The sequence below is a fragment of the Pseudomonas antarctica genome (assembly GCF_900624995.1).
GTDB lineage: Bacteria > Pseudomonadota > Gammaproteobacteria > Pseudomonadales > Pseudomonadaceae > Aquipseudomonas > Aquipseudomonas antarctica.
Window position 1 is genome coordinate 1 of sequence record NZ_UYXQ01000041.1, and the last position, 25,403, is coordinate 25,403.

The 25,403-nt window shown below is 60.6% G+C and carries 22 protein-coding genes and 1 pseudogene; 7 read left to right on the plus strand and 16 right to left on the minus strand.

The genetic code is table 11. The features are described 5' to 3' along the window. Window positions 1-1,579, minus strand: a 1,579-nt coding sequence (dsbD, locus tag E0F99_RS18335; protein ID WP_130908853.1) for a protein-disulfide reductase DsbD, incomplete at its 3' end; no start/stop codon positions are given. Between the two features lie 176 nt (window positions 1,580-1,755). Between dsbD and E0F99_RS18340 the strand changes: the two genes are divergently transcribed. The 5 genes from E0F99_RS18340 (at window position 1,756) to E0F99_RS18360 (ending at window position 6,559) form a co-directional block, all read left to right on the plus strand. After that, window positions 1,756-2,451, plus strand: a complete 696-nt coding sequence (locus tag E0F99_RS18340; protein ID WP_083357540.1) for a response regulator — start codon at window positions 1,756-1,758, stop codon at window positions 2,449-2,451. After that, window positions 2,451-3,770: an ATP-binding protein gene (locus tag E0F99_RS18345; RefSeq protein ID WP_083357541.1), complete on the plus strand. Its 1,320-nt coding sequence runs from the start codon at window positions 2,451-2,453 to the stop codon at window positions 3,768-3,770. The genes E0F99_RS18340 and E0F99_RS18345 overlap by 1 nt, the downstream gene beginning before the upstream one ends. 135 nt (window positions 3,771-3,905) lie before the next feature. After that, complete coding sequence (locus E0F99_RS18350; protein ID WP_130908854.1) at window positions 3,906-4,673, plus strand: N-acetylmuramoyl-L-alanine amidase; 768 nt, start codon at window positions 3,906-3,908, stop codon at window positions 4,671-4,673. A gap of 165 nt (window positions 4,674-4,838) precedes the next feature. Continuing rightward, window positions 4,839-6,251 carry an aspartate aminotransferase family protein gene (locus tag E0F99_RS18355; RefSeq protein WP_083357543.1) on the plus strand — a complete coding sequence of 471 codons (1,413 nt, stop codon included), beginning with the start codon at window positions 4,839-4,841 and terminating at the stop codon, window positions 6,249-6,251. An 83-nt stretch (window positions 6,252-6,334) separates the two neighbouring features. Then, the gene (locus E0F99_RS18360; RefSeq protein ID WP_028617283.1) at window positions 6,335-6,559 is read left to right on the plus strand and encodes an MbtH family protein; all 225 of its coding nucleotides are present in this window, start codon (window positions 6,335-6,337) and stop codon (window positions 6,557-6,559) included. A gap of 988 nt (window positions 6,560-7,547) precedes the next feature. Here the strand turns inward: E0F99_RS18360 and E0F99_RS18370 are convergent. From E0F99_RS18370 to minC, 8 genes are all read right to left on the minus strand, one after another. Beyond that, window positions 7,548-8,894 carry an amidohydrolase gene (locus E0F99_RS18370; RefSeq protein ID WP_130908855.1) on the minus strand — a complete coding sequence of 449 codons (1,347 nt, stop codon included), beginning with the start codon at window positions 8,892-8,894 and terminating at the stop codon, window positions 7,548-7,550. Window positions 8,895-8,910: 16 nt separating this feature from the next. Then, window positions 8,911-11,076 (minus strand): mechanosensitive ion channel family protein, encoded by a 2,166-nt coding sequence (locus tag E0F99_RS18375; RefSeq protein WP_083357545.1) that lies wholly within the window; start codon window positions 11,074-11,076, stop codon window positions 8,911-8,913. Window positions 11,077-11,148: 72 nt separating this feature from the next. After that, window positions 11,149-11,325 (minus strand): hypothetical protein, encoded by a 177-nt coding sequence (locus E0F99_RS30045; RefSeq protein ID WP_165447621.1) that lies wholly within the window; start codon window positions 11,323-11,325, stop codon window positions 11,149-11,151. A gap of 221 nt (window positions 11,326-11,546) precedes the next feature. Then, a complete protein-coding gene (locus E0F99_RS18380) occupies window positions 11,547-12,836 on the minus strand; it encodes a M18 family aminopeptidase (protein ID WP_083357546.1) in 1,290 nt (429 codons plus the stop codon). Between the two features lie 170 nt (window positions 12,837-13,006). Then, complete coding sequence (locus tag E0F99_RS18385) at window positions 13,007-13,642, minus strand: RluA family pseudouridine synthase (protein ID WP_065940525.1); 636 nt, start codon at window positions 13,640-13,642, stop codon at window positions 13,007-13,009. A 97-nt stretch (window positions 13,643-13,739) separates the two neighbouring features. Beyond that, window positions 13,740-13,994, minus strand: a complete 255-nt coding sequence (gene minE, locus E0F99_RS18390) for a cell division topological specificity factor MinE (RefSeq protein ID WP_003175252.1) — start codon at window positions 13,992-13,994, stop codon at window positions 13,740-13,742. Window positions 13,995-13,997: 3 nt separating this feature from the next. Next, window positions 13,998-14,810 (minus strand): septum site-determining protein MinD, encoded by an 813-nt coding sequence (minD, locus tag E0F99_RS18395; protein ID WP_003175251.1) that lies wholly within the window; start codon window positions 14,808-14,810, stop codon window positions 13,998-14,000. A 200-nt stretch (window positions 14,811-15,010) separates the two neighbouring features. Further along, on the minus strand, window positions 15,011-15,748 hold the full coding sequence (gene minC, locus E0F99_RS18400; RefSeq protein WP_083357547.1) for a septum site-determining protein MinC: 738 nt from the start codon (window positions 15,746-15,748) through the stop codon (window positions 15,011-15,013). Between the two features lie 117 nt (window positions 15,749-15,865). Here minC and E0F99_RS18405 point away from each other — a divergent pair, with 117 nt between their 5' ends. Both E0F99_RS18405 and E0F99_RS18410 read left to right on the plus strand, forming a co-directional pair. Continuing rightward, window positions 15,866-16,801 (plus strand): lipid A biosynthesis lauroyl acyltransferase, encoded by a 936-nt coding sequence (locus E0F99_RS18405; protein ID WP_130908856.1) that lies wholly within the window; start codon window positions 15,866-15,868, stop codon window positions 16,799-16,801. Window positions 16,802-16,830: 29 nt separating this feature from the next. After that, window positions 16,831-17,979: a patatin-like phospholipase family protein gene (locus tag E0F99_RS18410; protein ID WP_083357549.1), complete on the plus strand. Its 1,149-nt coding sequence runs from the start codon at window positions 16,831-16,833 to the stop codon at window positions 17,977-17,979. A gap of 42 nt (window positions 17,980-18,021) precedes the next feature. Here the strand turns inward: E0F99_RS18410 and E0F99_RS18415 are convergent. From E0F99_RS18415 to puuE, 7 genes and pseudogenes are all read right to left on the minus strand, one after another. Then, a pseudogene (locus tag E0F99_RS18415) lies at window positions 18,022-18,807 on the minus strand (outer membrane protein OmpK). Window positions 18,808-19,246: 439 nt separating this feature from the next. Continuing rightward, complete coding sequence (locus E0F99_RS18420) at window positions 19,247-20,590, minus strand: nucleobase:cation symporter-2 family protein (protein WP_083357550.1); 1,344 nt, start codon at window positions 20,588-20,590, stop codon at window positions 19,247-19,249. A 194-nt stretch (window positions 20,591-20,784) separates the two neighbouring features. Further along, window positions 20,785-22,086 (minus strand): urate hydroxylase PuuD, encoded by a 1,302-nt coding sequence (locus tag E0F99_RS18425; protein ID WP_083357551.1) that lies wholly within the window; start codon window positions 22,084-22,086, stop codon window positions 20,785-20,787. A 51-nt stretch (window positions 22,087-22,137) separates the two neighbouring features. Then, window positions 22,138-22,641 (minus strand): ureidoglycolate lyase, encoded by a 504-nt coding sequence (locus tag E0F99_RS18430; protein ID WP_003209110.1) that lies wholly within the window; start codon window positions 22,639-22,641, stop codon window positions 22,138-22,140. A gap of 124 nt (window positions 22,642-22,765) precedes the next feature. Next, window positions 22,766-23,761, minus strand: a complete 996-nt coding sequence (gene alc, locus E0F99_RS18435) for an allantoicase (protein ID WP_083357552.1) — start codon at window positions 23,759-23,761, stop codon at window positions 22,766-22,768. Between the two features lie 78 nt (window positions 23,762-23,839). Next, window positions 23,840-24,355 carry a 2-oxo-4-hydroxy-4-carboxy-5-ureidoimidazoline decarboxylase gene (uraD, locus tag E0F99_RS18440; protein WP_083357553.1) on the minus strand — a complete coding sequence of 172 codons (516 nt, stop codon included), beginning with the start codon at window positions 24,353-24,355 and terminating at the stop codon, window positions 23,840-23,842. Then, window positions 24,352-25,278: an allantoinase PuuE gene (puuE, locus tag E0F99_RS18445; RefSeq protein WP_083357554.1), complete on the minus strand. Its 927-nt coding sequence runs from the start codon at window positions 25,276-25,278 to the stop codon at window positions 24,352-24,354. The genes uraD and puuE overlap by 4 nt, the downstream gene beginning before the upstream one ends. Between the last annotated feature and the right edge of the window lie 125 nt (window positions 25,279-25,403).

The following is a 25,403-nucleotide window of genomic DNA, read 5'->3' on the forward strand; positions in this document are numbered from 1 at the left end:
CGCGGCTGGCGGCGTGTTCGGCGGTGACGTCCAGGCGCAGCAAGCGTACGTCTTTGAGGGCGTCCATCACTTCGGGTTTGCCGAACACCTGTTTTTCCATGATCTTGCACGACACGCACCAGTCGGCGTAGTAGTCCACCAACACCCATTGGCCCTGGGCCTTGGCACTGTCGAGTTGGCTTTGCAGCACGGCGGGGTCGTTGATCGTCATAAAGGCATCATGGGCGCTTGGTGCCGCGCCGACTGGCGAGCCGCTGTAAACCTTTAAGGGTTGCCACAGGTCGTCGCTGCCACCGGCCGCGCCCACCACCAGCACTGCGCCCCACAGGCCCAGCACCAGGGAGCCGGCGCCGAACACCTTGGCCGCCAGCCCGTATTCGCGAGCCAGGCTCCAGCCGCAGTAGGCCATCACCAACGCCAATGCACCCCAGAGGCCAAGCCACAGGCTTTCGTCGACCACCGGGCGAATCATCAACACGGCAGTGCCCAGGAACAGGAAGCCGAAGACACCCTTGAGTACGTTCATCCACGTGCCCGGTTTAGGCAGGAAGCGGTTGCCCACGGTCACCAGCAGCAACAGCGGGATACCGATGCCGATGCCCATCGCGAACAGGATCAAGCCGCCGTGCAGTGTATTGCCGCTCTGGGCGATATACAGCAGAGCGCCGGCCAGCGGCGCGGTCATGCATGGGCCAACCAACAGCCCGGACAGTGCACCGAGAATACCGGCGCCCACCAGGCTGCCGCCGCGTTGCTGGCGGCTGACGTTGTCGAGGCGGTCACGCAGGAAGGTTGGCAATTGCAGTTCAAAGAAGCCGAACATCGGCAGGGCGAGGATTACAAACAGTGCGGCAAAACTGCCGAGAATCCAAGGTGTCTGCAGCAGGGCGGCGAGGTTGCCGCCGAGCAATGCCGCCAACACCCCGAGCGCCGCATACACCAGGGCCATGCACACCACGTAGCTGCTCGCCAAGGCGAAACCGCGGCGCGGGCTGACACCACTGCCTACCACCAGGCCGGCGAGGATCGGCAGCATCGGCAGCGAGCACGGGGCGAAGGCCAGCAGCAGACCCAGGCCAAAGAACACCAGCAGGCTCCAGCCCAGGCTGCGTTGCTGCAGGCCGCTTGCCAGGCTTTGGTCCTGGGCCTGCGTAGTCGCGGTAACGGCGGGGTTGCCGCCCAGGTCCACGGTGATCGACTGCGGCGGATAGCACAGGCCCGCATCGGCACAACCCTGCCAGCCCAACTTGATCTGGCCGGTGGCGCCGGCGGGAATCTTCACTTCCAGGCCTTGGCGATACACTTGCTGCTCGCCGAAGAACTCATCGCTATGGGCTTCGCCCTGTGGCAATGCTGGCTTTTCGGCCAGGCCGTCGAACTTCATGCGCTGCTGGTAGAGGTAATACCCATCGGCAATCTGCCAATACAGCTGGGTCTCGCCACTTTCAAGACGCTCGGAGGTAAAGGTGAAAGCTTTGCCCACCGGGAGGAAGTCGGGTTTGGTCTCAAATGGATTGCCCGGCGCGGCCTGGACGAATCCTGCGAACAATATCAGCAGAAAGGTAAACAAATACCGCATGGGCAAGCCTTAGTTCGTTGCAAGTTAGGCACACAATGTGGGGTGTTGATTAACCGATGATTAACCGGGGCTATTCTAAAGTGAAGGGGCGCGCTGAGTGCGGCTCTTTTCACGGCATAATCGGCGCTTAATCCGTTGCACCTTTAATTCTCTGCATCTTTCATGAAGGGTTAACCATGCACGTACTGGTCTGTGAAGACGACGAACTGATCGCCAGCGGGATCGTTGCTGGCCTCGGCGCCCAGGGCTTTACCGTTGAGCGTGTGGCCACGGCCGCCGCTGCACGGGCCATGCTTAAGGCGGCCACGTTCGACATCATGGTGCTCGACCTCGGTTTGCCCGACGAAGATGGCCTCAAGCTGCTGCAGCAACAGCGCAGCCAAGGTCTGGAAATCCCAGTGCTGATCCTCACCGCGCGAGATTCGGTGACCAACCGTGTCGATGGCCTGCAAGCCGGTGCCGACGACTACCTGCTCAAGCCTTTCGACCTGCGCGAACTCGCCGCACGCCTGCAAACCCTGTTGCGGCGTGTGGCAGGGCGCAGAGTCAACCTGATCGAGCATGGCCGCCTGGCCTATGACCCCAGCAGTCGCGAAACCTTCCTGGGCGGCGAGCCGGTGGACCTTTCCCGTCGCGAGCAAGCATTGCTGCAGGCGCTGTTGCACAACAAAGGTCGGGTGCTGTCCAGCGAACAGCTCAAGGACAGCGTCTACGGTTTTAATGACGAGCTGGAAAGCAACGCACTCAACGTGCATATCCACCACCTGCGGCGCAAATTGGGTAACGGCATCGTCGAGACCGTGCGCGGCCTCGGTTATCGCCTGGGCACCGCGGACGGTGGCGCTGCCGATGATGGAGAGAACGCTTCGTGATGAGCTTGCGCCTGCGCCTGACGTTTAAGCTGGGCGCTGTCTTTGTGCTGATTTGGGTGCTGGCGGCGGCCTGGATGCTCAATGACCTGCGCAACCAGATGATGTTCTCCCTCGATCAGCGCCTGGTGGCGTCGGCACGCATGGTGGCGGGGCTCACCGAGCAGATGCCGGGCCTTGCCAGCGTGAGCGGCGGTACACATTTGCGCACCGAACAAGTGAATGTGCCGGGTGGCATGGCTTGCCAGGTCAGCTCGTTGCGCGGGGAAATTCTGGCGCGCAGCCACACCACCCCGGACGAAGGCCTGGAGTCGCGCAAGAGCGGCTTTCGCGACCAGATTATTGACGGTGTGGGCTGGCGCAGTTTCACCCTCTCCCGTGGCGACCTGTTGATCACCACGGCCGACCGCCAGGTGGAGCGCGAGGCGCTGAACCTGTCGATCCTGTTGGCGGCGTCGGTACCGGTGGGCGTGGCCTTGCTGGGGTGCCTGTGCCTGCTGTGGCTGGGCATCGGTCAGAGCCTGTTGCCGCTCAACCGCATGCGCGATGCGTTGATGCGCCGCAGTGCCGACTCCCTCGAACCGCTGCAGATTCACCCGCTGCCCAGCGAGCTTAAACCACTGCTCGACACCCAGAACCAACTGTTGCAACGCATCGCCAAGACCATCGAGCGTGAGCGTCGCCTCACCGGTGACGCGGCGCATGAACTGCGCAGCCCGCTGACGGCGATCAAGACCCACCTGCAAGTGGCGCGCATGACTGACGGCGCGGCGCGCGACCAATCCCTGGCCCACGCCGAAGAAGGCGCCGACCGCCTGCACCGTACCCTGGAGCAATTGCTGTTGCTGGCACGGGTGGAGGGCAGCCTGTCGTTTGATGACGGCCTGCAATCCAGCGCCGAACAAGTCGCACGGTTGGCGATCCAGGATGCCAACGCCGGCGACAATCGGCGTATCGACCTGGTCCTGTCGGCCAACCTCACTGAAACCCCGGTGGAAATGCCAGTGGCACTCGCGGTTGCGGCCCTGCGCAACCTGCTGGATAACGCCCTGCGCCACACGCCGGGTGATACCCGCGTGGAGCTGAATGTATTCACCACCGCCGACACGGTAGTGTTCCGCGTGCGTGACCATGGCCAGCAAATTTCCAGCGAGGACCTGCAATACCTGACTCAACGCTTCTGGCGCAATGGCAGCAGCGAGGGCTGTGGGCTAGGTCTGGCGATTGTTCAGGCGATCGTGCAGCGCTGCTCGTGCTCCCTGAAGTTCGACAGCCAGCCGGATGGCTTGCGGGTCGACCTGGGGATGCCACTGCGGCGCTGATCACGTTCTTCACGTGTCACTTTTCTTCAACTGCATAGTTACCGCCTTTCTTGAGTTCAACCCTTCAGGATGGCGGTAATTTTTTGCGTTTGAACGGGCTGAATGATTTGGCCTGCACTGAAAAGGATGGTTCTGATGTTGGTTGTCGATAGCAGTTTCCCGGCCAGGGGTTTCAATGAACGCAACGGCGAGCCGGTGCGGCAGGTGGTTCTGCATTACACGGCGGCGCCCTTTGCTTCATCGCTGCGTACGCTCACTCAAGATGGCGTCAGCGCTCACTATCTGCTTGCGGACCCTGATGACCCTGGCTATCACGCCACTGGGTATGACGAGTTGCGGGCATTTCGGCTGGTGGATGAGGCCAAATGTGCCTGGCATGCCGGGGTGAGTCATTGGGGTGGGCGGGACAGTCTCAATCGCCACTCGATTGGCATCGAGATGGTTAATCTGGCGCGCGATGATAGTGGAGTGTTTACCTTTCCTGCGTACGCTGAGGAGCAGGTTGACGTATTGATTGCGCTGGTTCGCGACATTCTTGGGCGGTATCCACAGATTGGGCCTGTCGACATTCTGGGGCATTCGGATGTGGCGTATTGGCGCAAGAGTGATCCGGGGCCCCGGTTGCCTTGGCGGTGTTTGTTCGAGGCAGGCGTAGGGGCTTGGTTTGATGAGCCGACGCGGGCGATGTATCAGCGGCGGTTTTGTCTCGGGTTGCCGCCGGAGGTGGAGGTGGAGCGGGCGTTTCAGCGGTATGGGTATAGGCCGGCTTGGAACCGCCGAGCGTTTGAGCTTCGGACGCGGGCGTTTCAGATGCACTTTCGGGCGAGGAATTATGCTGGGGTTTTGGATGAGGAGACGTGCGCGATTTTGTACGCGCTGAATGAGCGGTATCGGGGGGTGTGAGGTGGGTAGCGTACATATCCTTTGTTGCGGTAACGGATACACCCCGTTCAAAAAACCACAACAAGCCTAAATCCCCCACCCCCTGGAGCGTCTCCAGAACATGAAATCCGCGCGTACGCGGATCGCCTGTTTGGTCACCCCACCAGCGTATTGAGGGATCGAGAGATGTCAGTCGCTACCAGCCGTATCGAAGACGCCCCGGTGCACGCCAGCCCGGCACCCGTGGAGACGCTCTATCAGTTCGAAGAAACCCCGTTGCTGGCCCGTCAACGCCAGCAAGAGTCCAACGCCCGCAGCTACCCCCGGCGCATCCCCCTGGCGCTCAAACGCGCCAAGGGCATCTACGTGGAGGACGTCGAAGGCCGCCGTTTCATCGACTGCCTGGCTGGCGCTGGCACCTTGGCGTTGGGCCACAACCACCCGGTGGTGATCGACGCCATTCAACAAGTCCTCAGCGACGAACTGCCGCTGCACACCCTTGACCTCACCACCCCGGTCAAGGACCAATTTGTACAAGACCTGTTCGGCCTGCTGCCGACCGAGCTGGCACGCGAAGCGAAAATCCAGTTCTGCGGCCCCACCGGTACTGATGCCGTCGAAGCCGCGCTGAAGCTGGTCCGCACCGCCACTGGTCGCAGCACCGTATTGTCATTCCAGGGCGGTTACCACGGTATGAGCCAAGGCGCGCTGAGCCTGATGGGCAGTCTGGGGCCGAAAAAACCTTTGGGCGCCTTGCTCAGTAATGGTGTGCAATTTCTGCCCTATCCCTACGACTACCGCTGCCCATTCGGCCTGGGCGGAGCAGAAGGCGTTCGGGTTAACCTGCATTACTTGGAAAACCTGCTCAACGACCCGGAAGCCGGCGTGTTGACGCCGGCGGCGGTGATTGTCGAAGTGGTGCAGGGCGAGGGCGGCGTGATTCCGGCCGATCTCGACTGGCTGCGTGGCCTGCGACGCATCACCGAGCAGGCCGGTGTGGCCCTGATCGTCGATGAAATCCAGAGCGGTTTCGGTCGCACCGGCAAAATGTTTGCCTTCGAACACGCTGGCATCATTCCAGATGTGGTGGTGATGTCCAAGGCCATCGGCGGCAGTTTGCCGCTGGCGGTGGTGGTGTATCGCGACTGGCTCGACACCTGGTTGCCGGGTGCGCATGCGGGGACATTCCGTGGCAACCAGATGGCGATGGCGGCGGGCTCGGCGGTAATGCGCTACCTCAAGGAACACGACCTGGCCGGCCACGCCGCCGCCATGGGCGATCGCCTTGGCGAGCATTTGCGCCTCCTGCAGCGCGACTTTGCGCAGTTGGGGGATATTCGAGGGCGTGGGCTGATGCTCGGCGTGGAACTGGTGAACCCCAGCGGCACACTGGATACCCAGGGCCACCCGCCGGTGCATCGCCAACTGGCGCCGTTGGTACAGCGCGAATGCCTCAAGCGCGGCCTGATCCTTGAGTTGGGCGGCCGTCATGGCAGCGTGGTGCGCTTCCTGCCGCCACTGGTCATTACTGCGGCCGAAATCGACCAGGTTGCCGAGATCTTCGGTCGCGCCTTGGTGGCAGCGCTCGTCAGTCTCTAATTTTTCGCACGCTTGGTACGTTTCTACAGATATCAGCGCTGCGCGTGGTGCGCAGCCAACCCTTTGAGCGATGGAGAACAGCAATGACCTCAGTATTTGACCGCGACGACATCCTGTTTCAGGTAGTGGTCAACCACGAAGAACAGTATTCCATCTGGCCCGACTACAAAGCCGTACCGGAAGGCTGGCGCACCGTGGGCAAGAGTGGCATGAAGAAAGAGTGCCTGGCTTACATCGAAGAAGTCTGGACCGACATGCGCCCGCTCAGCCTGCGCCAGAAGATGGATGGTGCAGCGTTGGCTGGCTGACACACCGCAAACCCAATGTGGGAGAGGACTTGCCTGCGAGAGCCATGGGTATCTACGCAACTTTTTGTGTTGCGTTAAGTTTTTGATGGGGTTTTTAGGTGGATATGAGTACATATCCGTTGCTGCGGTAACGGCTTCGTATGGTTCCGCCCTTACGGCGGGTCACTTTTGGAAAAGAGCCCGGAATGCCGGCCCAGCCAAAAGTAACCAAAATGAGTGGTTGAAGCAGAAGCAGGGCAAAAGCACAGCAGAGCAGAGCAGTACACTCTCAGTCTGATGTACTGAGCTCCAAATGTGGGAGCGGGCTTGCTCGCGAATGCGGTGGGTCAGTCAGCTCATATGTAACTGACCCACCGCATTCGCGAGCAAGTCGAGTCGTCGCACCGCCGCTCCCACAGTTTTGACCGAGTTCGACTGCCAGCACTGCAGTGCTCTGCTTGCCTGCGATGCAGACACCTCGGTGTATCAGGTACACAGAGTTGATGCCATCGCAGGCAAGCCAGCTCCCACATTTGATTGAGTTCAGCCTCCAAGATCAGGTCGGCTAGCAGGCCGCCTCAGCCGTGCTTTTGATCTAACCCCTCAGGTCGGCTACTAGGCCGCCGTGCTCTTGCTTTTGATCTTGATCTTAGGCGCCCCGTTAAACCACGCTGGCCGAACGCAGGCTTTGGAGCGTGGGTAAACCGGCAGGACGCCGGTTTAGCCGCGATGGGCCAAGGATGGCCCATGGCGGCGGCCTACGGTCCAAAGCCTGCGTGAGGGCACACCGAAGCGTGAGCGAGGTGCCGAGTGGTGGGGCAAGAGCGTTTTGGTTACTTTTGCGCTCTTTCAAAAGTGACCCGCTGTAAGAGCGGAACCCATAGCAGCCATCACCCAAATAACGGATATGTCCCCAGCGCCCCCGCGACAACCAAAGAACTCAACCCATAAAAAGATGTGTAGATACCTACACCGCCATCGCGGGCAAGCCCACTCCCACATAAAAGCGTTATTGCGGTGGGTGGGTATAGAGATAATCCGTCGCCAACGACGCCAACGTCCTGACCCCCACCACCAACGCAGACTCATCCACAAAGAAGCCCGGATTGTGATTCGGTGCCGCCTTGCTCATGTCCTGATCCCTCGGCGTCACCCCCAGGAACACAAACAGCCCCGGCGCTTCCTTGGCGTAAAACGAGAAGTCTTCGGCACCGCCGACCAGCGGCCCCTGCACCACATCATCCTTGGCCGCCCAGCGCAGGCTTGGCAGCATTTTCTCGGTGAGTTCCGGGTTGTTGATGGTTGGGTCGTATTTTTCGATGATGGTGACTTCGGCCTTCGCGCCGCCACTCTCGGCGATTTTCTCCACGGTCTGGCGCACATCCGCGTGCAATTTCTGGCGGATGCCGTAGTCGTAGGAGCGGATGGTGCCGGTCATATCCACCGATTCGGGGATGATGTTGTAGCGGGTGCCGCCGTTGATGGTGCCGATGCTCACCACCGACGGGAATGACGAAATGTCGGTGCGGCGGCTGACTACGGTCTGCAGGCCGACAATGGTTTGTGCGCCCACGGTGATCGGATCGATGCCGTCCCAAGGGCGGCCGGCGTGGGTCTGTTTGCCGAGGATCTTGATGCGCAGGTCATCGGAGCTGGCCAGGGTCGGGCCCGGACGGTAGGCGATTTGCCCGGCGGGGACACCGGCCCACACGTGCAGGCCGAACACCGCGTCCGGCTTGGGCGCTTTCATCACGCCTTCCTGCACCATCATCTTCGCGCCCCAGGTGTTCTTACCGTCGGGGATAAAGTCGCTCGGGCCTTCTTCGGCCGGTTGGAAGTAAAACACCACGGTGCCGGGCAAGCGGTCGCGCATGCCGGTGAGGATTTTCGCCGTGCTCAGTAGGATGGCGGTGTGGGCGTCGTGGCCGCAGGCGTGCATCACGTCGACCTCTTTGCCCAAGTGGGTGCCTTTGGCTTTGGAGGCGAAGGGCAGGTCGGCGACTTCCTTGACCGGCAATGCATCCATATCCGCACGCAAGGCGACGGTGGGGCCGGGCAGCGCGCCCTTCAAGATGGCGACGACGCCGGTGCGGGCCACGCCAGTTTTCACTTCAAGGCCCAGGTCGCGCAGTTGCTTGGCGACCAATTCCGCCGTGCGCGTTTCGGTGTTGCCCAGTTCGGGGTGGGCGTGGATATCGCGACGGGTTTCCAGCAGGCTCGGCTCCAATGCCTTTGCCTGGGTGGCGATTTCCTCGCGGGCACTGTCCTGGCCGCTGCTGGCGGCAATCACGGCACTGCTGGCGACCCCGCACAGCACGCCGAAAACCCATGGGTGTGTCAGACCGTTCAGGCGCATAAGTACCTCTCCCTCTTTATTGTTGTGAATCTTTCTCCTGCACAGAACCTGCGGTCACTACCTGCACGCTCAGGCGCGGCGTCGCCAGGTCGAGCCCGGCCTCATCCAGATGGCGCTTGAGCGACAGGTTGAACGCCCGCGAGACTTCCCACTGTTTGATCGGCGCGGTCTTGAAGCGTGCACGCAGAATCGCGCTGCCGGACTCAAAACTTTCCACGCCCTGAATCTCCAGCGGCGACCAGATGTTGCGGCGTTGCAGTGGGTCGTTGCGCATCTTCTGGCCGACGTCGCGCATCAGCTTGATGGCGTCGTCGATTTCCATGTTGTAGGGGATCGCGACCCGGAAGATTGCGTAGCCGAATTCGCGCGAGTAGTTCTTGATGCTTTTGATTTCGCTGAATGGGATGGTGTGCACAATGCCGTCGATGTCACGCAGGCGTACGGTACGGATGGTCAGGCCTTCGACGGTGCCGAGATGACCTCCGACGTCCACGTAGTCATCGATCGCCAGGGAATCTTCGATGATGATGAACAGGCCGGTGATCAGGTCCGCCACCAGCGACTGTGCACCAAAACCGATGGCCAGGCCGATCACACCGGCACCGGCCAGCAGTGGCGTGACGTTCATGCCCATGTTCGCCAGGGCGACGATGGCGGCGATGATAAAGATGGTCACGAACAGCACGTTGCGGATCAGCGGCATCATCGTCTGTGCACGCGCGTTGGCCAGGCCTTTGCGCGAGCGGGTCAGGGCGTGGTGAATCGCGGTGTCGCTGAGGATCCAGATCAGCCAGGCAAATAGCAGCGTGCCGCCGAGGCCGAACAGCTTAACGCTGACTTCATGGCCGTCGCCTTCGGTAAAGCGAATCAGCGACAGGCCCCACACGCGCAGGCCCAGCTCGATAAACGCCAACCACACCACTAAATGGGCCAGGGTGTACACGAAGCTTTTCAGGCGCTCGGAGTACAGCGCATGGCGCTTGTGCCCGCGTAACGGCTTGAGCGCATGACGGCGCACCAGGCCGTTGATCACCATGCACAGCACCAGTAGCACTGTGCACAACAACGACTGACGCAATGCCGTGCTGGTGTCACCGGCGGACAGGAACGTGGCGAACAGCGAGATGCCCACCAGCAGCAGCGCCGGCAGATACCAGAAGCTGCCGATAATCGAGAGCGTATCGGTGAGGGCGCGGCGTGTAAGGCGGCGCGACAGTGGCTGGTTGCGGATCAGGTGCGCGATTGGCCGACGGAAGCGCAGGATGAACACGCCAGTGGACAATGCCGCCATCACATTGGCGACGGTCGCCGCCGTATGGGCCAAGTGCTGACCCAAGGCCTGCATCATTCGCGGGTCGCTCAGCGCTTCACCGAAGGCGGCGAAGCTGCCGATCAGCCACAACGGGCGGAAGGCCTGGCGGCGCAGGATGTAGAGCGCGCGGTGGCGGTGCGGGCCGTCGAGTACGGAGAAGGCAATCACGCAGATCGCCGAGAAACAGGTGCCGACCACCAACGCGTAAGCCAGCACCATCGCCAGGGATTTGCCCAGGGACGAGGGCAGGACATAGCTCAGGTAAACCGTGATCACCAGGGCGATCAGCCACGGCCCCAACTTGCGCAGGGCGAAGCGCAGCATGTCCCAGGTACGCGGGTGTTGCGGCAGCTCTTCGGGCAAACCGAAACGCTCTCGCACTCGATGGCTGAGCCAGATCAGCGCGGCGGCCAGCAGGCTCCACACCGCCAGGATCACGGCAAAGCCGAAAATGATCGGCAGCCATTCTCTGGCCGGCAACATCAACGCGCTGAGTTCATCCTTGGCCAGGTCGACCTCTTTGGACCAGCGCTGCACCGGGCTGTCGGCACCGGAGAACTGCTGTTCGAGGCCGGACAGCGTGCTGCCGATCAAACCGAGTACGCCTTGTTCGGCGGCGGGTTGGGCTTTTTGCGTGGCTTCGCGCAGCTTCTTCAGGTCGCTCAGCAACTGAGTGCGTTGCTGATCGTTTTCAAGGGTCTTGATCACGTCATCCAACGATTGCCCCAGGGGCACGTCGGCCTGGGGTTGGGGCTTGTTGGTGCTGCCGAGCAGGCCGGGCAAACTCACGGCTTGTGCAGGCGTGAGCGGCAGCAGCATCAGCAGGGCGATCAGAACGTAGCGGGGCAGTGCATGCAGACGGTAGAGCACGAGGCGGTCAACCTTGAAAACGACGAATTGACCGAGTGTACGAGGCCGTTATGCCCAATGCGAGTGCATTTGTCATTCCGCCAGTTTGGCGAGGATCTTATACACCACCGTGCCCAGGATCAGCAGCATGCCGACCCACATGCCAAACACGCCGACCGGCTTGTCGCGAAAGTTGAAGCCGGTCGCGAGTAGGATCATGCCGATGAGGAGGGGAATGAGCATGGCGTGGAAAGAAGACATGGAGATCATGGGGCGACGGCCTTGTCGGAGTGGGAATACTGACAAGTCTAGGTCGGATTATCAGAAGTGCAGCTGATGCAGGTCAGCTCGCAGGCCATGTGTACACAAAACCCTATGTGGGAGTGAGCTTGCTCCCGATGACAGTCTATTCAGTCACTAAGATGTTGACTGACCTACTGCTATCGGGGGCAAGCCCCCTCCCACATGTTTGACCGAGTTGTCCTGCAAAATCAGGGCAGGTCGCGACTCGCGTAAAACGCGCCCAACACTTTTACCAAATGTGCCAGGTCCTGGCTGCCGCACAGCTCACGGATCGAGTGCATGGCAAACGTCGGCAGGCCGATGTCCACGGTACGCACGCCCAAGTGGCTGGCGGTGATCGGGCCGATGGTCGAGCCGCAGCCCATGTCGCTGCGCACCACAAAGCTTTGCACCGGTACTTCCTGAGCCATGCACAGGTGGCGGAAGAAACCTGCGGTTTCGCTGTTGGTGGCGTAGCGCTGGTTGCTGTTGACCTTGATCACCGGGCCTGCGTTGAGTTTGGGGCCGTGGTTGGCGTCGTGTTTCTCGGCGTAGTTCGGGTGCACGCCGTGGGCATTGTCCGCAGACACCAATAGTGATTTCTGAATGGTGCGTACGAATTCATCACCTTCGGGCAACAGGCGGCGCAGGGTTTGTTCCAGCATCGGGCCGTCGGCACCGCACGCTGAGCAGGAGCCGACTTCTTCGTGGTCGTTGCACACGAGCACGCAGGTTTCATCGGTTTCGCTGGTGAGCAAGGCTTGCAGGCCGGCGTAGCACGACAGCAGGTTGTCGAGGCGCGCGCCGGCAATGAAATCGCCATTGAGGCCGATCACCGCAGCGCTTTGCGTATCGTAAAAGCTCAGCTCATAGTCGAGCACAACGTCGGCGTTCAGGTCATGTTCACGGGTCAGTTGCTCGGTGAGCACGGCGCGAAAGTCCATGCGCTCGTCACCGGCAAATTGCGCGAGGATCGGCGGCAACTCGGTTTGCGCATTGATCGCCCAACCCTGGTTGGCTTCACGGTTCAGGTGAATGGCCAGGTTGGGGATGACGGCAATCGGCAGCTTGAAGTCGATCAGTTGGCTCTCGACCTTACCGTCGCGGCGGAAGGTTACGCGGCCGGCCAGCGACAGGTCGCGGTCGAACCACGGCGCCAGCAGCGCACCGCCGTAGACTTCCACACCTAACTGCCAGAAGCCCTGGCGCTGCAGCTCCGGCTGAGGCTTGACGCGCAGGCATGGGCTGTCAGTGTGGGCGCCGACCAGGCGAATGCCGCCTTGCAGTGGCGAGTGGCGGCCGAGCTTGAAAGCGATGATCGAGGAGTCATTACGGGTGACGTAATAGCGCCCGTTGGCCTCGGTGGCCCAGGTTTCGCGCTCGTCGAGACGCTGGTAACCGGCCGCTTCCAGGCGCTGGGCGAGGGCGGCAGTGGCATGAAAAGGAGTAGGGGAGGCCTTGAGGAAGTCGATCAGGCCTTGATTCAACGCTTCGCGCATAAATAGCTCCAGACAGCAATGCGCGGAGTTTACCGTTCGATGGCGAGAAGTGCACATTACAAATGTGGGAGAGGGCTTGCTGCCGATAGCGGTGTATCAGCGAACTGTCCAGTGGCTGATACCTCGTAATCGGGAGCAAGCCCCTTCCCACATTTTAATGCAGTGCCAACTTAGAACGGTGCGGGGCACTCAAAGCGCAGCCGCTCCCCGCTCTGCGGGTGCGTAAAGCTCAACATGCTCGCATGCAGGCACAAACGCGGCCAGGCGGCCAGGGCTTGTTCGTGGGCGTACAGGCCATCGCCGAGTAACGGGTGGCCGATCGACAGCATGTGCACACGCAACTGGTGCGAACGCCCGGTGATCGGCGTTAGCTCGACGCGGCACCAGTCGCCGCAACGCTCCAGTACCTTCCAGAAGGTCAGCGCGTGCTTGCCGAATTCATGGTCGACCACATGGCGCGGTTTGGTCGGCGGGTCGTAGCGCAGGGGCAGGTCGATGCTGCCGCTGTCCAGTGCCGGCTGGCCCCAGGCCAGGGCGGTATAAGCCTTTTCGGTTTCGCGGTCATGAAACTGGCGCGACAGTTCGCGGTGGGTATCGGCGTCCCGCGCGAGCAGGATAATCCCTGAGGTTTCCCAGTCCAGGCGATGGACAATGCGGGCTTCGGGGTAGCCGTTTTCCTGCAGACGGGTGATCAGGCAGTCCTTGTTGTCATCGGCCCGGCCGGGCACCGAGAGCAGCAGGGTCGGCTTGTTCACCACCAGGACAGCGTCGTCCTGATGCAGGATATGGATAGTGGACAGCGGCATTAAACAGCCTCGTAACAAACGCCAACGGCGGCTCGCTCACCCGGGTTCCATAAAAGGGACCAAGGTGCCCGAGCCGCCGTGGCAGCCGCCTGTTCGATTAACGATCAGGCAGGGTGATATTGAGTTCCAGAATCGAGCAGCTGCCGTCGTTTTCCAGGGCGACATGCACGTCATCGTTGCCGATATTGACGTACTTGCGGATCACCTCCACCAGTTCCTTCTGCAAGGCTGGCAGGTAGTCCGGCGTGCTGCGTTGGCCGCGTTCGTGCGCCACGATGATCTGTAGACGCTCTTTCGCTACCGACGCGGTACTTGGCTTTTTGTTGGCGCGAAAGAAGTCGAGAAATTTCATTGTTTAGTTGCCTCCAAAGATACGCTCGAAGAATCCCTTCTTCTTAACATCGAGGAAGCGATGTTCCACGGTCTTGCCCAGTAAGCGATCAACGGCATCGCTGTACGCCTGGCCGGCGTCGCTCTGGTCGTCAAGAATCACCGGAACGCCCTGGTTGGAAGCCTTCAGGACCGCCTGGGATTCTGGAATAACACCCAGCAGGGTCACGGCGAGGATTTCCTTCACGTCTTCCACACCGAGCATTTCGCCGTTGCTGACGCGCTCCGGGTTGTAGCGGGTCAGCAGCAGGTGTTCCTTGATCGGATCCTGGCCTTCTTCGGCGCGCTTGGATTTGCTGGCCAGCAGGCCGAGCATGCGGTCCGAGTCACGTACCGAAGACACTTCCGGGTTGGTCACCACGATCGCTTCATCGGCGAAGTACATCGCCAAGTGAGCACCGGTTTCGATACCGGCCGGGGAGTCGCACACCACGTATTCGAAAGTTTCTTTCAGTTCGGCGAGTACTTTGCCTACGCCTTCTTTGGTCAGCGCATCTTTGTCGCGCGTCTGGCTGGCGGCCAATACGTACAGGTTCTCAAGGCGCTTGTCCTTGATCAGTGCCTGTTGCAGGTTGGCTTCACCGTTGACCACGTTGACGAAGTCGTACACCACGCGGCGTTCGCAGCCCATGATGAGGTCGAGGTTACGCAAACCGACGTCGAAGTCGACGATGACTGTCTTGTGGCCGCGCAGAGCGAGGCCGGTACCGATAGCGGCGCTGGTGGTGGTCTTACCCACACCACCCTTGCCGGATGTAACCACGAGAATCTTGGCCAAGGTGTTTCACCCCTAAGGAAAAAGGACTTTTCGGTCCCTGAAAAACATCTCTTGGAACTCGCCGCAGGCGGACAGCCTTTGTAGGAAAAAGATGTGGTTTCCACGAGGAAACGCCAACTTCCAATTATTCCTACGCAAGTCTTGCCGGTTTCGCTGTGCTATCAGAGTCTAGAGATGCTTGGAAAATGCGGCAGTATCCGTTAAAGACGGGTGATGTTCAACACATCGCCCGACAGGCTGACTTGTACCCCGGCCCCCCACAGCGGATCACGGCGCAAATCTTCTGAAACCTTGTACTGGCCTGCGATGGACACTAGCTCAGCGGTCAACTGCTGGCAAAAAATCCGCGCCTTGGTATCACCCTTGATGCCGGCGAGGGCACGTCCGCGCATTGGGCCGTATACATGGATGTTGCCATCGGCGAGAAGTTCCGCGCCTGGGCTTACCGGAGCGATCACCACCAGGTCGCCGCCCTGGGCGTAAATTTGCTGCCCGCCGCGTACGGGGGAGGTGATGATCTTGGTAGGCTTGATCATCGGTTCCGGCGGCTTTTCCGGTTTTTTCTTCACTTCACCTTCGGTCGGATCGAGCGCACGCTCGCGGGCTCCCGACGGTGGCAGTACCGGCAGTTCAATCGCGATTGCGGCGGCGATGTCTTCGATACGGCTGGCGCGAATCGCCAGGGTGCGCAACCCATGGGAGCGGCAGACGCGCATCAGGCCGGGCAAATCAATCACACCCTGGCCGGCCGGGAGTTTGTCCAGGGCCAGCACCAGCGGGGCATTGTTGAAAAAATTCGGCGCCAAGGCGACCTTGGCGGCCAGTTGGCGGTCCAGGGCGTCGAGGTCATTGCGGGCCAGTTCCAGCACGGTGATGGCGAGCATGCTGCCTTTCAGCTGGAACACGGGATCTTGGTCTAGCGGTTCGGTTTGGCTCATGGTCGGCAAAAGCGGCTTGTCACGAAAAGTGTCGAGACTTATAACGAGAACATCCACGGGCCGCAAGCCGAGTCGAACGTTGTAGAATGCGCGGCCCTGTCTTTACCGGAATCTGTAATGGATCGCCCGCGTTTTCGAGCTGCATTTTTTCACCCGCGTTTTTGGCTGCTATGGCTGGGGCTCGGCCTGCTGTGGCTGATTACTCAGTTGCCGTACCGCGCGCTGTTGACCATTGGTCGCGTGCTTGGCGCGGGCATGTACCGCGTGGCTGGCGAACGCCGCCGCATCGCCGCGCGTAACCGGGAACTGTGCTTCCCGGAAAAATCCGCCAAGGAGCGTAAGAAACTGCTCAAGGAAAACTTTGCCTCCACCGGCATCGCCTTCTTTGAAATGGCCATGAGCTGGTGGTGGTCGCGTCAACGCCTGGCGCGCCTGGCCCATGTCGAAGGGCTTGAGCACCTCAAGCAGGCGCAGTTGGATGGCAAGGGCGTGATCCTCATGGCCCTGCACTTCACCACCCTGGAAATCGGCGCGGCCCTGCTCGGGCAGAAACACACCATCGATGGCATGTACCGCGAGCATGGCAACCCGCTGTTCGACTTCGTCCAGCGCCGTGGCCGCGAGCGGCATAACCTTGACTCGCTGGCCATCGAGCGCGAAGACGTGCGTGGCATGCTCAAGCTGCTGCGCGCCGGCCGCGCCATCTGGTACGCACCGGACCAAGACTACGGCGCCAAGCAAAGCATCTTTGTGCCGCTGTTCGGCATTCAGGCCGCCACCGTCACCGCCACCAGCAAGTTCGCACGCCTGGGCAAGGCACTGGTGGTGCCGTTCACCCAGGAGCGCCTGGCTGACGGCAGCGGTTACCGCCTGGTGATCCACCCGCCGTTGACTGACTTCCCTGGCGAAACCGATGAGATCGACTGCCTGCGCATCAACCAGTGGGTCGAAGCCTCGGTACGCGAATGCCCCGAGCAATACCTGTGGACTCACCGACGTTTCAAGAGCCGGCCACCGGGTGAACCCAAGCTGTACGAAAAACGCCGTCGATAACACTTAACTGTCGCACAGGGAGTGACGCAATGCGCCCAGCTGAACCGGTCACAGGCTTGATTCTTTCGGGCGGCGGGGCGCGTGCGGCGTATCAGGTAGGCGTATTGGCGGCGATTGCCGAGTTGCTGCCGCCGGGGGCGCCGAATCCTTTTCCGGTGATCGTCGGCACTTCGGCAGGGGCGATCAATGCGGTGAGCCTGGCCAGCGGTGCCACCGACTTTACTGCGGCCATCGAGCGCCTCACTGCCTTCTGGCAGGGCTTTCGCAGCCACATGGTGTTGCGCAGTGATTGGCCCGGGGTGATCCGTCAGGCGAGCCGCTTCTTGATTCACAGCTTGCTCGGCGTGGGCACCCAAGTGCCGGTGGCGTTACTCGACAGCACGCCGTTGCGTGCGTTGCTCAAAGACAAATTGCACCTGGACGGCATCGACGCCGCCATCCGCAACAACCACCTGCATGCGGTAGCGGTCACGGCTTTTGGCTACGAGTCCGGGCAAGCGGTGACCTTTTATCAAGGTGGCGGCACCCTCAATGCCTGGCTGCGCCATCGGCGAATCGGCATGCCTACCCCACTCACGGTTGAACACCTGCTGGCCAGTTCGGCGATCCCCTTGCTGTTCGCGCCGGTGAAACTTGACCAGGAATACTTCGGCGATGGCGCGGTGCGCCAATCCGCGCCGATCAGCCCGGCCTTGCACCTGGGCGCAAGCCGCGTGCTGGTGGTGGGCGTGAGCGGCAACCCGCGCGGCAATGAACCTGGAACACAACGCACTTACACCGGCCAGCAGCCGACGCTGGCGCAGATCGGCGGGCACATGCTTAACAGCACGTTCATTGATAGCCTTGAGAGTGATATCGAATTGCTCGAGCGTCTGAACCAGTTCAGTCACCTATTACCGGCGGATGCGGCGATACAGGGCTTGGCGCCGGTTGAGGTGTTGGTGATTGCGCCCAGTCAGCCGATCGATGAAATCGCCGCGCGGCATCGCCAGGAACTGCCGGCGGCGTTGCGCCTGTTCTTGCGTGGTCCGGGGGCGACCAAGACCAGCGGGGCAGGGGTGTTGAGCTACTTGCTGTTCGAGGCGGGGTATTGCAGCGAGTTGATTGAGTTGGGCAGGAAGGATGCGTTGGCCAAGCGCGAGGAACTGTCGCGGTTCCTTGGCCTGAACCAACACTAAAAGTGGGAGGGGCCCCCTCCCACCGTTGTTTCGCAGTGTTGTTTAGAAGTGGTACTTGACCAGCAAGCTCGCCGTGTCCTGGTTAGTCTTGAACGCACCGGAATCTTCAATCCCGTACTTGTTCTTCCAGTAGTCGTATTCAAAACCCACATACAACTGCTTCTCGCCCCAGTGCAGCGCCTTGCCCAGGTCATATTTGACCTGCGGGTTGAAGTGCAGGTTGGCGTGGTAAGTGCCACGGGCGTTCTTATCGTTATCCACCACCCAGTCCATGAAGCCGTCGATCAGCACGTTGGAGTTGCCCACGGGAATGGTGTACGACCAGACTGGGGTGATCTGCCAGACGCCGTCACCCGGGCGATTGCCTTCGGTCTGGCGCTGGTAGAAGTTCAACTGGAAGTAGTCGAAACCCGGGATGTTCAAATCAAAGCCCGGGCCCAGCAGGTACGACTCGTTATCGCCTTAGCCGAACTCGTAAGTGAAGGCCAGCAACACATCTTTGATCGGGCCGAATGACAGGTCTTTGTCGAAAATCTTGCCGAACGACAAACGCGGGCTGAACTCGCCGTAGTAAGTACTCGGGCCGACGTTGCCGTCTTCCTTGCCGTTGTAAAAAATGCGGTCGACGAACAGGAAGTTGTCGCCGTACTTCCAGGCATCGGCATGTTCGAAGGTGACGGTTTGCTGGATCTGCGGGTTGACGGTGAAGTTCTTGCCCCACAGGTAAGTCAGGCTGTTGTTCTGCCACTGCAACAAATCGCCGGCCATGGCTTGGCCACCGGCCAGCAGGGATCCGGCCAGCATCAGGCCTTTCAACATAGGTTTCATTCGGTTGCTCCCGAGTCAAAGTTTTATGGTTGTTTTTCTAAGCAGGCGCTCTGGTGTGGCGCCTTTTGGTTCGCTGAAAAATCGTCTGTTTGGTCAGCTTTAATGCTTTTAGCAAGAGCTGCGCCAAGGTGTTTAAAAAGCCAATAAAACGCCTTCGGCTGCACTTGATGCAGTCGAATACGCAGGTTCTTTTGTGCACGTTGGCCGCAGACACGGGGCCGGGATAAGTTGGCCCTGCAGTCAGCTTTTACATTCGCTGTTTTTTTTTGAGTCGATTCGAGCGGGCGCGGAGAATACTGGCTCCCAGGCCTTGGCTCAAGTGCGCTGTTAGCGAGCGCGTGGGGCAAGAATGGGGCGCGGCTTGTGGCCGGCCCCAGGTGAATGGCGTGCATGTGGTTGTTCTCTGTTCGTTATTATTTTTGTTAAGAGCAGGAACGCATCAGTGTGTAGGGGCGACGACGGGTCGTTCAGCACCGCCGAGGATGTTGAACAGTACATTCAGCGACAACGCACTGAGGGTGGCCATGGCAATCCCGCTGTGGGTAATCGGGCTCATCCATAATGGCAACTGCGCGAAGAACTCCGGACGCACCACCGGGATCAGGCCCATGCCGATACTCACCGCTACCAGCAACTGGTTACGGCGGTCGGCGATGTCGGCCTCTTGCAGGATCTTGATCCCGGTCGCCGCAACCATGCCGAACATGGCAATCGCTGCGCCGCCGAGTACCGCCGGCGGAATCGACGCGACCAAATACGCCGCTTTGGGCAACAGGCTCAGCACAATCAAAAACGCCCCGGCCATGATCGTCACCGAGCGGCAACGCACGCCCGTCATTTGCACCAAGCCGATATTCTGCGCGAACGAGGAGTGCGTAAAGGTGTTGAAGAGGCCGGCAAAGAACGACGCGCCGGCATCACACAGCAAGCCACGGCGCAGCATCTTCGGCGTGACCTCCTGGCCGGTGATCTTGCCCAGGGCGAGGAACATGCCGGTGGACTCGACAAAGATAATCACCACCACCAGGCACATCGACAGGATCGGCGCCAACTCGAATTTGGGCATGCCGAAATGCAGCGGCGTGACCACCTGCACCCATGGCGCCTGGGCCAGGCCGCTGAGGTCGACCATGCCAAGCATGCCGCACAGGCCGTAGCCGAGCGCCATGCCGATGAGCACCGAGATGTTCACCCAGAAGCCGCGCATGAAACGGTTGATCAGCAGGATAGTACCCAGCACCAAGGCAGCAATTGCCAGGTAAACCGGCGAACCGAAGGTGGCAGCGGCGCTGCCGCCGCCGGCCCAGTTCACGGCCACCGGAAACAGCGACAGGCCGATGGCGGTAATCACGGTGCCGGTCACCAACGGCGGGAAAAAGCGCACGATCTTGGACATGAACGGTGCGATCAGCAGGCCGAAGAACCCGGCGGCGATGGTTGCGCCGAAGATCCCCTGCAAGCCGATGCCGGGCATATCAGCCATGGCTACCATGCTGCCGACGGCGGCGAAACTGGCGCCCATCATCACCGGCATGCGAATGCCCACTGGGCCGATACCGAACGACTGCACCAGGGTGGCGATACCGGCCACCAGCAGGTCGGCGTTGATCAGGAAGGCGATTTCTTCACGGCCGAGGCCCGCGGCCTGGCCAATAATCAGGGGCACGGCAACGGCGCCGCCGTACATCAGCAAGACGTGTTGCAGGCCTACCAGCATCAGTTGCAAAAGGGGGAGCCGCACCATGGCAGGCGCGGCAGGAGTCTGCGTTTCTAACGGGGACATGCAACACCTCGGATCTTTTTATTGTTGTGTTGTTTGGCATTCAATTGCCGGGTGGAACGCGATCTTTCAAACACTGCATAACCCCTGTGGGAGCGGGCTTGCTCGCGAATGCGGTAGTTCAGTCACTGATTGATTGAATGACACACCGCTTTCGCGAGCAAGCCCGCTCCCACATGGGGTTCTGTGTGAATCAGTTAATTTGTGCGGGCTCCTTGGTTGATCCAAGTACCTATCAAATCCCGCTCCTGCTGGGTCATCTGGGTGATGTTGCCCAACGGCATGATCTGGCTCGCCACCGCCTGCGCCTGGATCCGTGGTGCCATTTGCTGGATCTGCTGCGGCGTATCAAACATCACGCCCGCCGGTGCCGTGCTGAACAGCGGGCTGGTGGGCTTGGCCGAGTGGCACACGGCGCAGCGTTCCTGGATGACCCCGTGCACCTTGTCGAAATCAATCGATGCCTGGGCCGGTGCAGGTGCCGCAGCAGGTGCTGCCGGGGCGGTTGGCGCGGCGGGTTTCAGGCCACCGCCCAATGCGGTTTCCGGCAATGGCTGGTACTCGATGGCGGCAGGCGCCTTGGCCACATCCGGGGCAGTCGATACCGGTTTTGGACCGGTCACGTAGGCCAGGCAAATCATCGCCAAGGCGCCCACTGGCAAGGTCCACGCATACTTCTGGCTGTTATGCCGAGTGTTGAAGTAGTGGCGCACCAACACCGCCGCCACCGCGATACCGGCCAGGATCAGCCAGTTGTATTGGCTGCCATAGGTGCTCGGGAAGTGGTTGCTGATCATGATGAACAGCACCGGCAAGGTGAAGTAGTTGTTGTGGCGTGAGCGCAGCAAGCCTTTGGCGGGCAAGGCCGGATCGGGTGTGCGGTTCTCGGCGATGGCCGCCACCAGCGCGCGTTGGGCGGGCATGATGATGCGGAACACGTTACCGACCATGATCGTGCCGATCACTGCACCCACGTGCAGGTAAGCGCCACGGCCGCTGAACACTTTGCTGAAGCCGTACGCGGCGGCAATCAACAGCACAAACAGAATGAAACCGAGCAGGGCAGGGCGTTTGCCCAAGGCCGAGTCGCACAGAAAGGAGTAGATGAACCAACCGGCCAGCAGCGAGCCGAGGCCCAGCAGTACGCCTTCCGGACCGCTGAGGCTGCTGCCCGGGGCCAGGAGGTACAAGGTTGGGTTGGCGTAAAACACCACGCACAGCAGCGCGACGCCCGACATCCAAGTGAAATAGGCTTCCCATTTAAACCAATGCAGGTTGTCCGGCATGGTCGGTGGGGCCAGTTTGTATTTTTCCAGGTGGTAGATACCGCCACCGTGGATTGCCCACAAGTCACCGGCCAGGCCGTCTTTGGGGTTGACGCGATTCAGGTTGTTTTCCAGCCAGACGAAATAGAAGGAAGCGCCGATCCACGCGACGCCGGTGATCATGTGAACCCAGCGCACGCTAAGGTTCAGCCATTCCATCAAATGTGCTTCCACAGTCTTAACCTCTCGCCTGTCACCCTTGTTGTCGGGTGATCAGACCTTCTCTTATTGGTGGGGGGCGAGGATCAACCGCTCATCCTCTTTGAAAAAATGCTCATCGCAGTTATTGCCTGTGCCACTGCGATCAACCACCAGGAAGTCATCCCGCTTTTCGATCGTCAGCACCGGGTGGTGCCAGACGCCGCGATGGTAATTAATGCCCTGCCTGCCGTTGGTAACGAAGGCGCGGACCAAGCCCGATACAGGTTCATCGCCAAGTGGCGCGACCACGATCAGAAAGGGGTTGCCGAGCAGCGGAATGAAAGCCTGGCTGCCCAGCGGGTGTCTCTCCAGCATGCACACGGTCAGCGGCATGTCCTGCGCGTCGGCGCGAAAGATGCTGATGATGGCGTTGTCTTCAGGCGTCGCGGTTTCGACCGTCGCCAGTTTATGAAAGCGCATGGTCGACCCGTTGTTGATCATGAAGTGATCGCTGCCGTCGGTTTCGATAACGTCACCGAAAGGGGCGAAGGCTTCTTTGGTCAGGGGTTCGATCATCAGTGTGCGCATGGCTGTCTTCTTAAATTTTCGAATTTGATGTTGTCTGGTCTACCGCTATCGCGGGCGAGCCCGGCTCCCACATTTGACCGCGTACCCCTGTGGGAGCCGGGCTCGCCCGCGATTGGGCTCACCCTTATTTCGCTACCTTACCGAGAACCCGCAGGCGGCTCACACCACCGTCCGGGAACACGTTCAGGCGGATGTGGGTAATCGGCCCCAGTGCCTTGATCTGCTCGGCAAACGTGTGTTCAGCGTGCATTTCCAGTTTCTGTGCTGGCAGCAGTTCGCGCCAGAACAGCGATTGGGTTTCGATCTGGCTGTCGGTGCCACCCTTCACGAACGCGCCCTGAATCGAGCAGGTGTCCGGGTAGTTGCCCTTGAAGTGCAGGGTGTCGACCACGATTTTCTCGATCTCACCCGGGTGGCCCAGCGCGACGATCACCCAGTCATTGCCCGGTGTACGACGACGGGCAGTTTCCCAGCCGTCGCCCATGTTGATGCCACGGCCTGGGTTAAGGATGTTGCTCATGCGCCCGAAGTGTTCATCGGAGCAGGCCAGCGCGCGACCGCCGTTCAAGGCTGCCGCCAAGTCGACTTGTTCGTTGTCACCCACAGCCGACCAGTCACGGAACGGCACGCCGTATACACGCAGACGGGCCACGCCGCCATCCGGGTAGATGTTGAAGCGCAGGTGGCTGAACGCCTGGGCATTGTTGATCTCGTGGTAGTGATGGCTGTTGCCTTGCAGCTCAACGGCCGACAGCACTTCAACCCACTGGGTGTTGTCGTCAGGTTCGCCCGAGGCCAGGAAGCAGGCTTCCAGCGATGCCGACGGCGGGTAGTTGCCGGTGAAGAATGAAGTGTCGATGTCCACGCCTTTGATCGAGCCGGGCACGCCCAGACGAATCACTGCGCTGTCGTAGCCTTCGAAGCGCTTGCGGCGTGACTCCCAGCCGTCCATCCACTTGCCGTTGTCATCGAAAACGCCCTCCTTCCACACAGCCGGGGTCGGCTGGAACAGGCGGTTGGCGTCAGCGAACCAGTCATCGGTCACCGAAATGATCTTGGTGCCCAGACGGGCGTCGGCCAGGTTGACGAACTTCTCGAAAGGTACGGGTTGCGCTTTCATTCTTCTTGTCTGCCTTAGATTAAGTGGCTTGGGATGCTCGCCAGGCCCTGGGCGTCATGAGCGCTCGGGCCAGGTCTGCTAAAGGGTCAGTAATCGGAACAACGCGATTTTATTGATCTCGGCCAGGGCGCATTTGAACTCGGCGTCTGCCGAGTTGTGGATGCGCGTTTCGAACGCGGCGAGAATCTGATGCCGGTTGCTGCCTTTTACCGCCATGATGAAGGGAAACTTGAACTTGGCCTTGTAGGCGTCGTTCAGCTCAGTGAAGCGTGAGAACTCTTCACTCGTGCACTGGTGAATACCGGCGCCAGCTTGTTCATGGGTGCTGGCTTCGGTCAGTTGGCCCTGGACGGCAGCTTTGCCGGCCAAGTCCGGGTGAGCGTTGATCAGCGCCAACTGGCTGGCATGATCGGCACTCAACAGGATGTCGCTCATGCGCTGGTGCAGGGTTTCGATCTCATCGATCGAGCTGTCCTGGCCCAGGTCGAAGGCCTTTTCGGCCACCCATGGCGAATGTTCGTAGATGTCGGCAAACGCTTTGACGAATGCGTCGCGGCTCAGGCTCGACGGTTTCAAGGTTTGGAACGCAGTCATTTCGCCGCTCCCGTGTACGGGTGGGTTTCGTGCCAGTGGCGGGCAATGTCGACGCGGCGGGTGAACCACACCTGTTCATGGCCCTTGGCGTACTCGATAAAACGCTTCAGGGCGGCGAGGCGCGCCGGGCGGCCGATCAGGCGGCAATGCAGGCCGATGGAGAGCATCTTCGGTGCCTCGGCGCCTTCGGCATACAACACGTCGAACGCGTCTTTGAGGTACTCGAAAAAGTCGTCGCCCTTGTTGAAACCCTGGACCTGGGTGAAGCGCATGTCGTTGGTGTCAAGGGTGTAGGGGATCACCAGGTGCGGCTTGCCGGTGGGGTTGTTGGGTTCCCAGTAGGGCAGGTCGTCGTCATAGGTGTCGCAGTCGTAGAGGAAGCCGCCTTCTTCCATCACCAGTCGGCGGGTGTTGGGGCCGGTGCGCCCGGTATACCAGCCCAGTGGGCGCTCGCCGGTCAGTTCGGTGAGGATACGGATGGCTTCGAGCATGTGCTCGCGCTCCTGGGCCTCGTCCATGTACTGGTAATCGATCCAGCGGTAGCCGTGGCTGCAGATCTCGTGGCCAGCACCAACCATCGCGCGGATCACATCCGGATGGCGCTGGGCGGCCATGGCCACGGCGAAGATGGTCAGCGGAATATCGAATGCTTTAAACAGCTTGAGGATGCGCCACACGCCGGCACGGCTGCCGTATTCGTACAGCGACTCCATGCTCATGTTGCGCTCGCCTTGCAGCGGCTGGGCTGAAACCATTTCCGAGAGGAAGGCTTCGGACTCTTTATCACCGTGCAAAATGTTGCGCTCACCGCCTTCTTCGTAGTTGAGTACGAAAGACAACGCGATGCGTGCGTTGCCCGGCCAGTGGGGGTGAGGAGGGTTACTGCCGTAACCGATCAGGTCGCGTGGGTAGTCAGCGCTCACTGCAGTCTTCCTTCTTGTTCGTGGTAGCAAGTGTGTGTGGCGGCCGGGCCGTGAAAAGACTGGGTGGCGTCACAGCGATGAGTGATTGTATACAACTTATCGGCAACTTTGTAAGCCTGCATTTC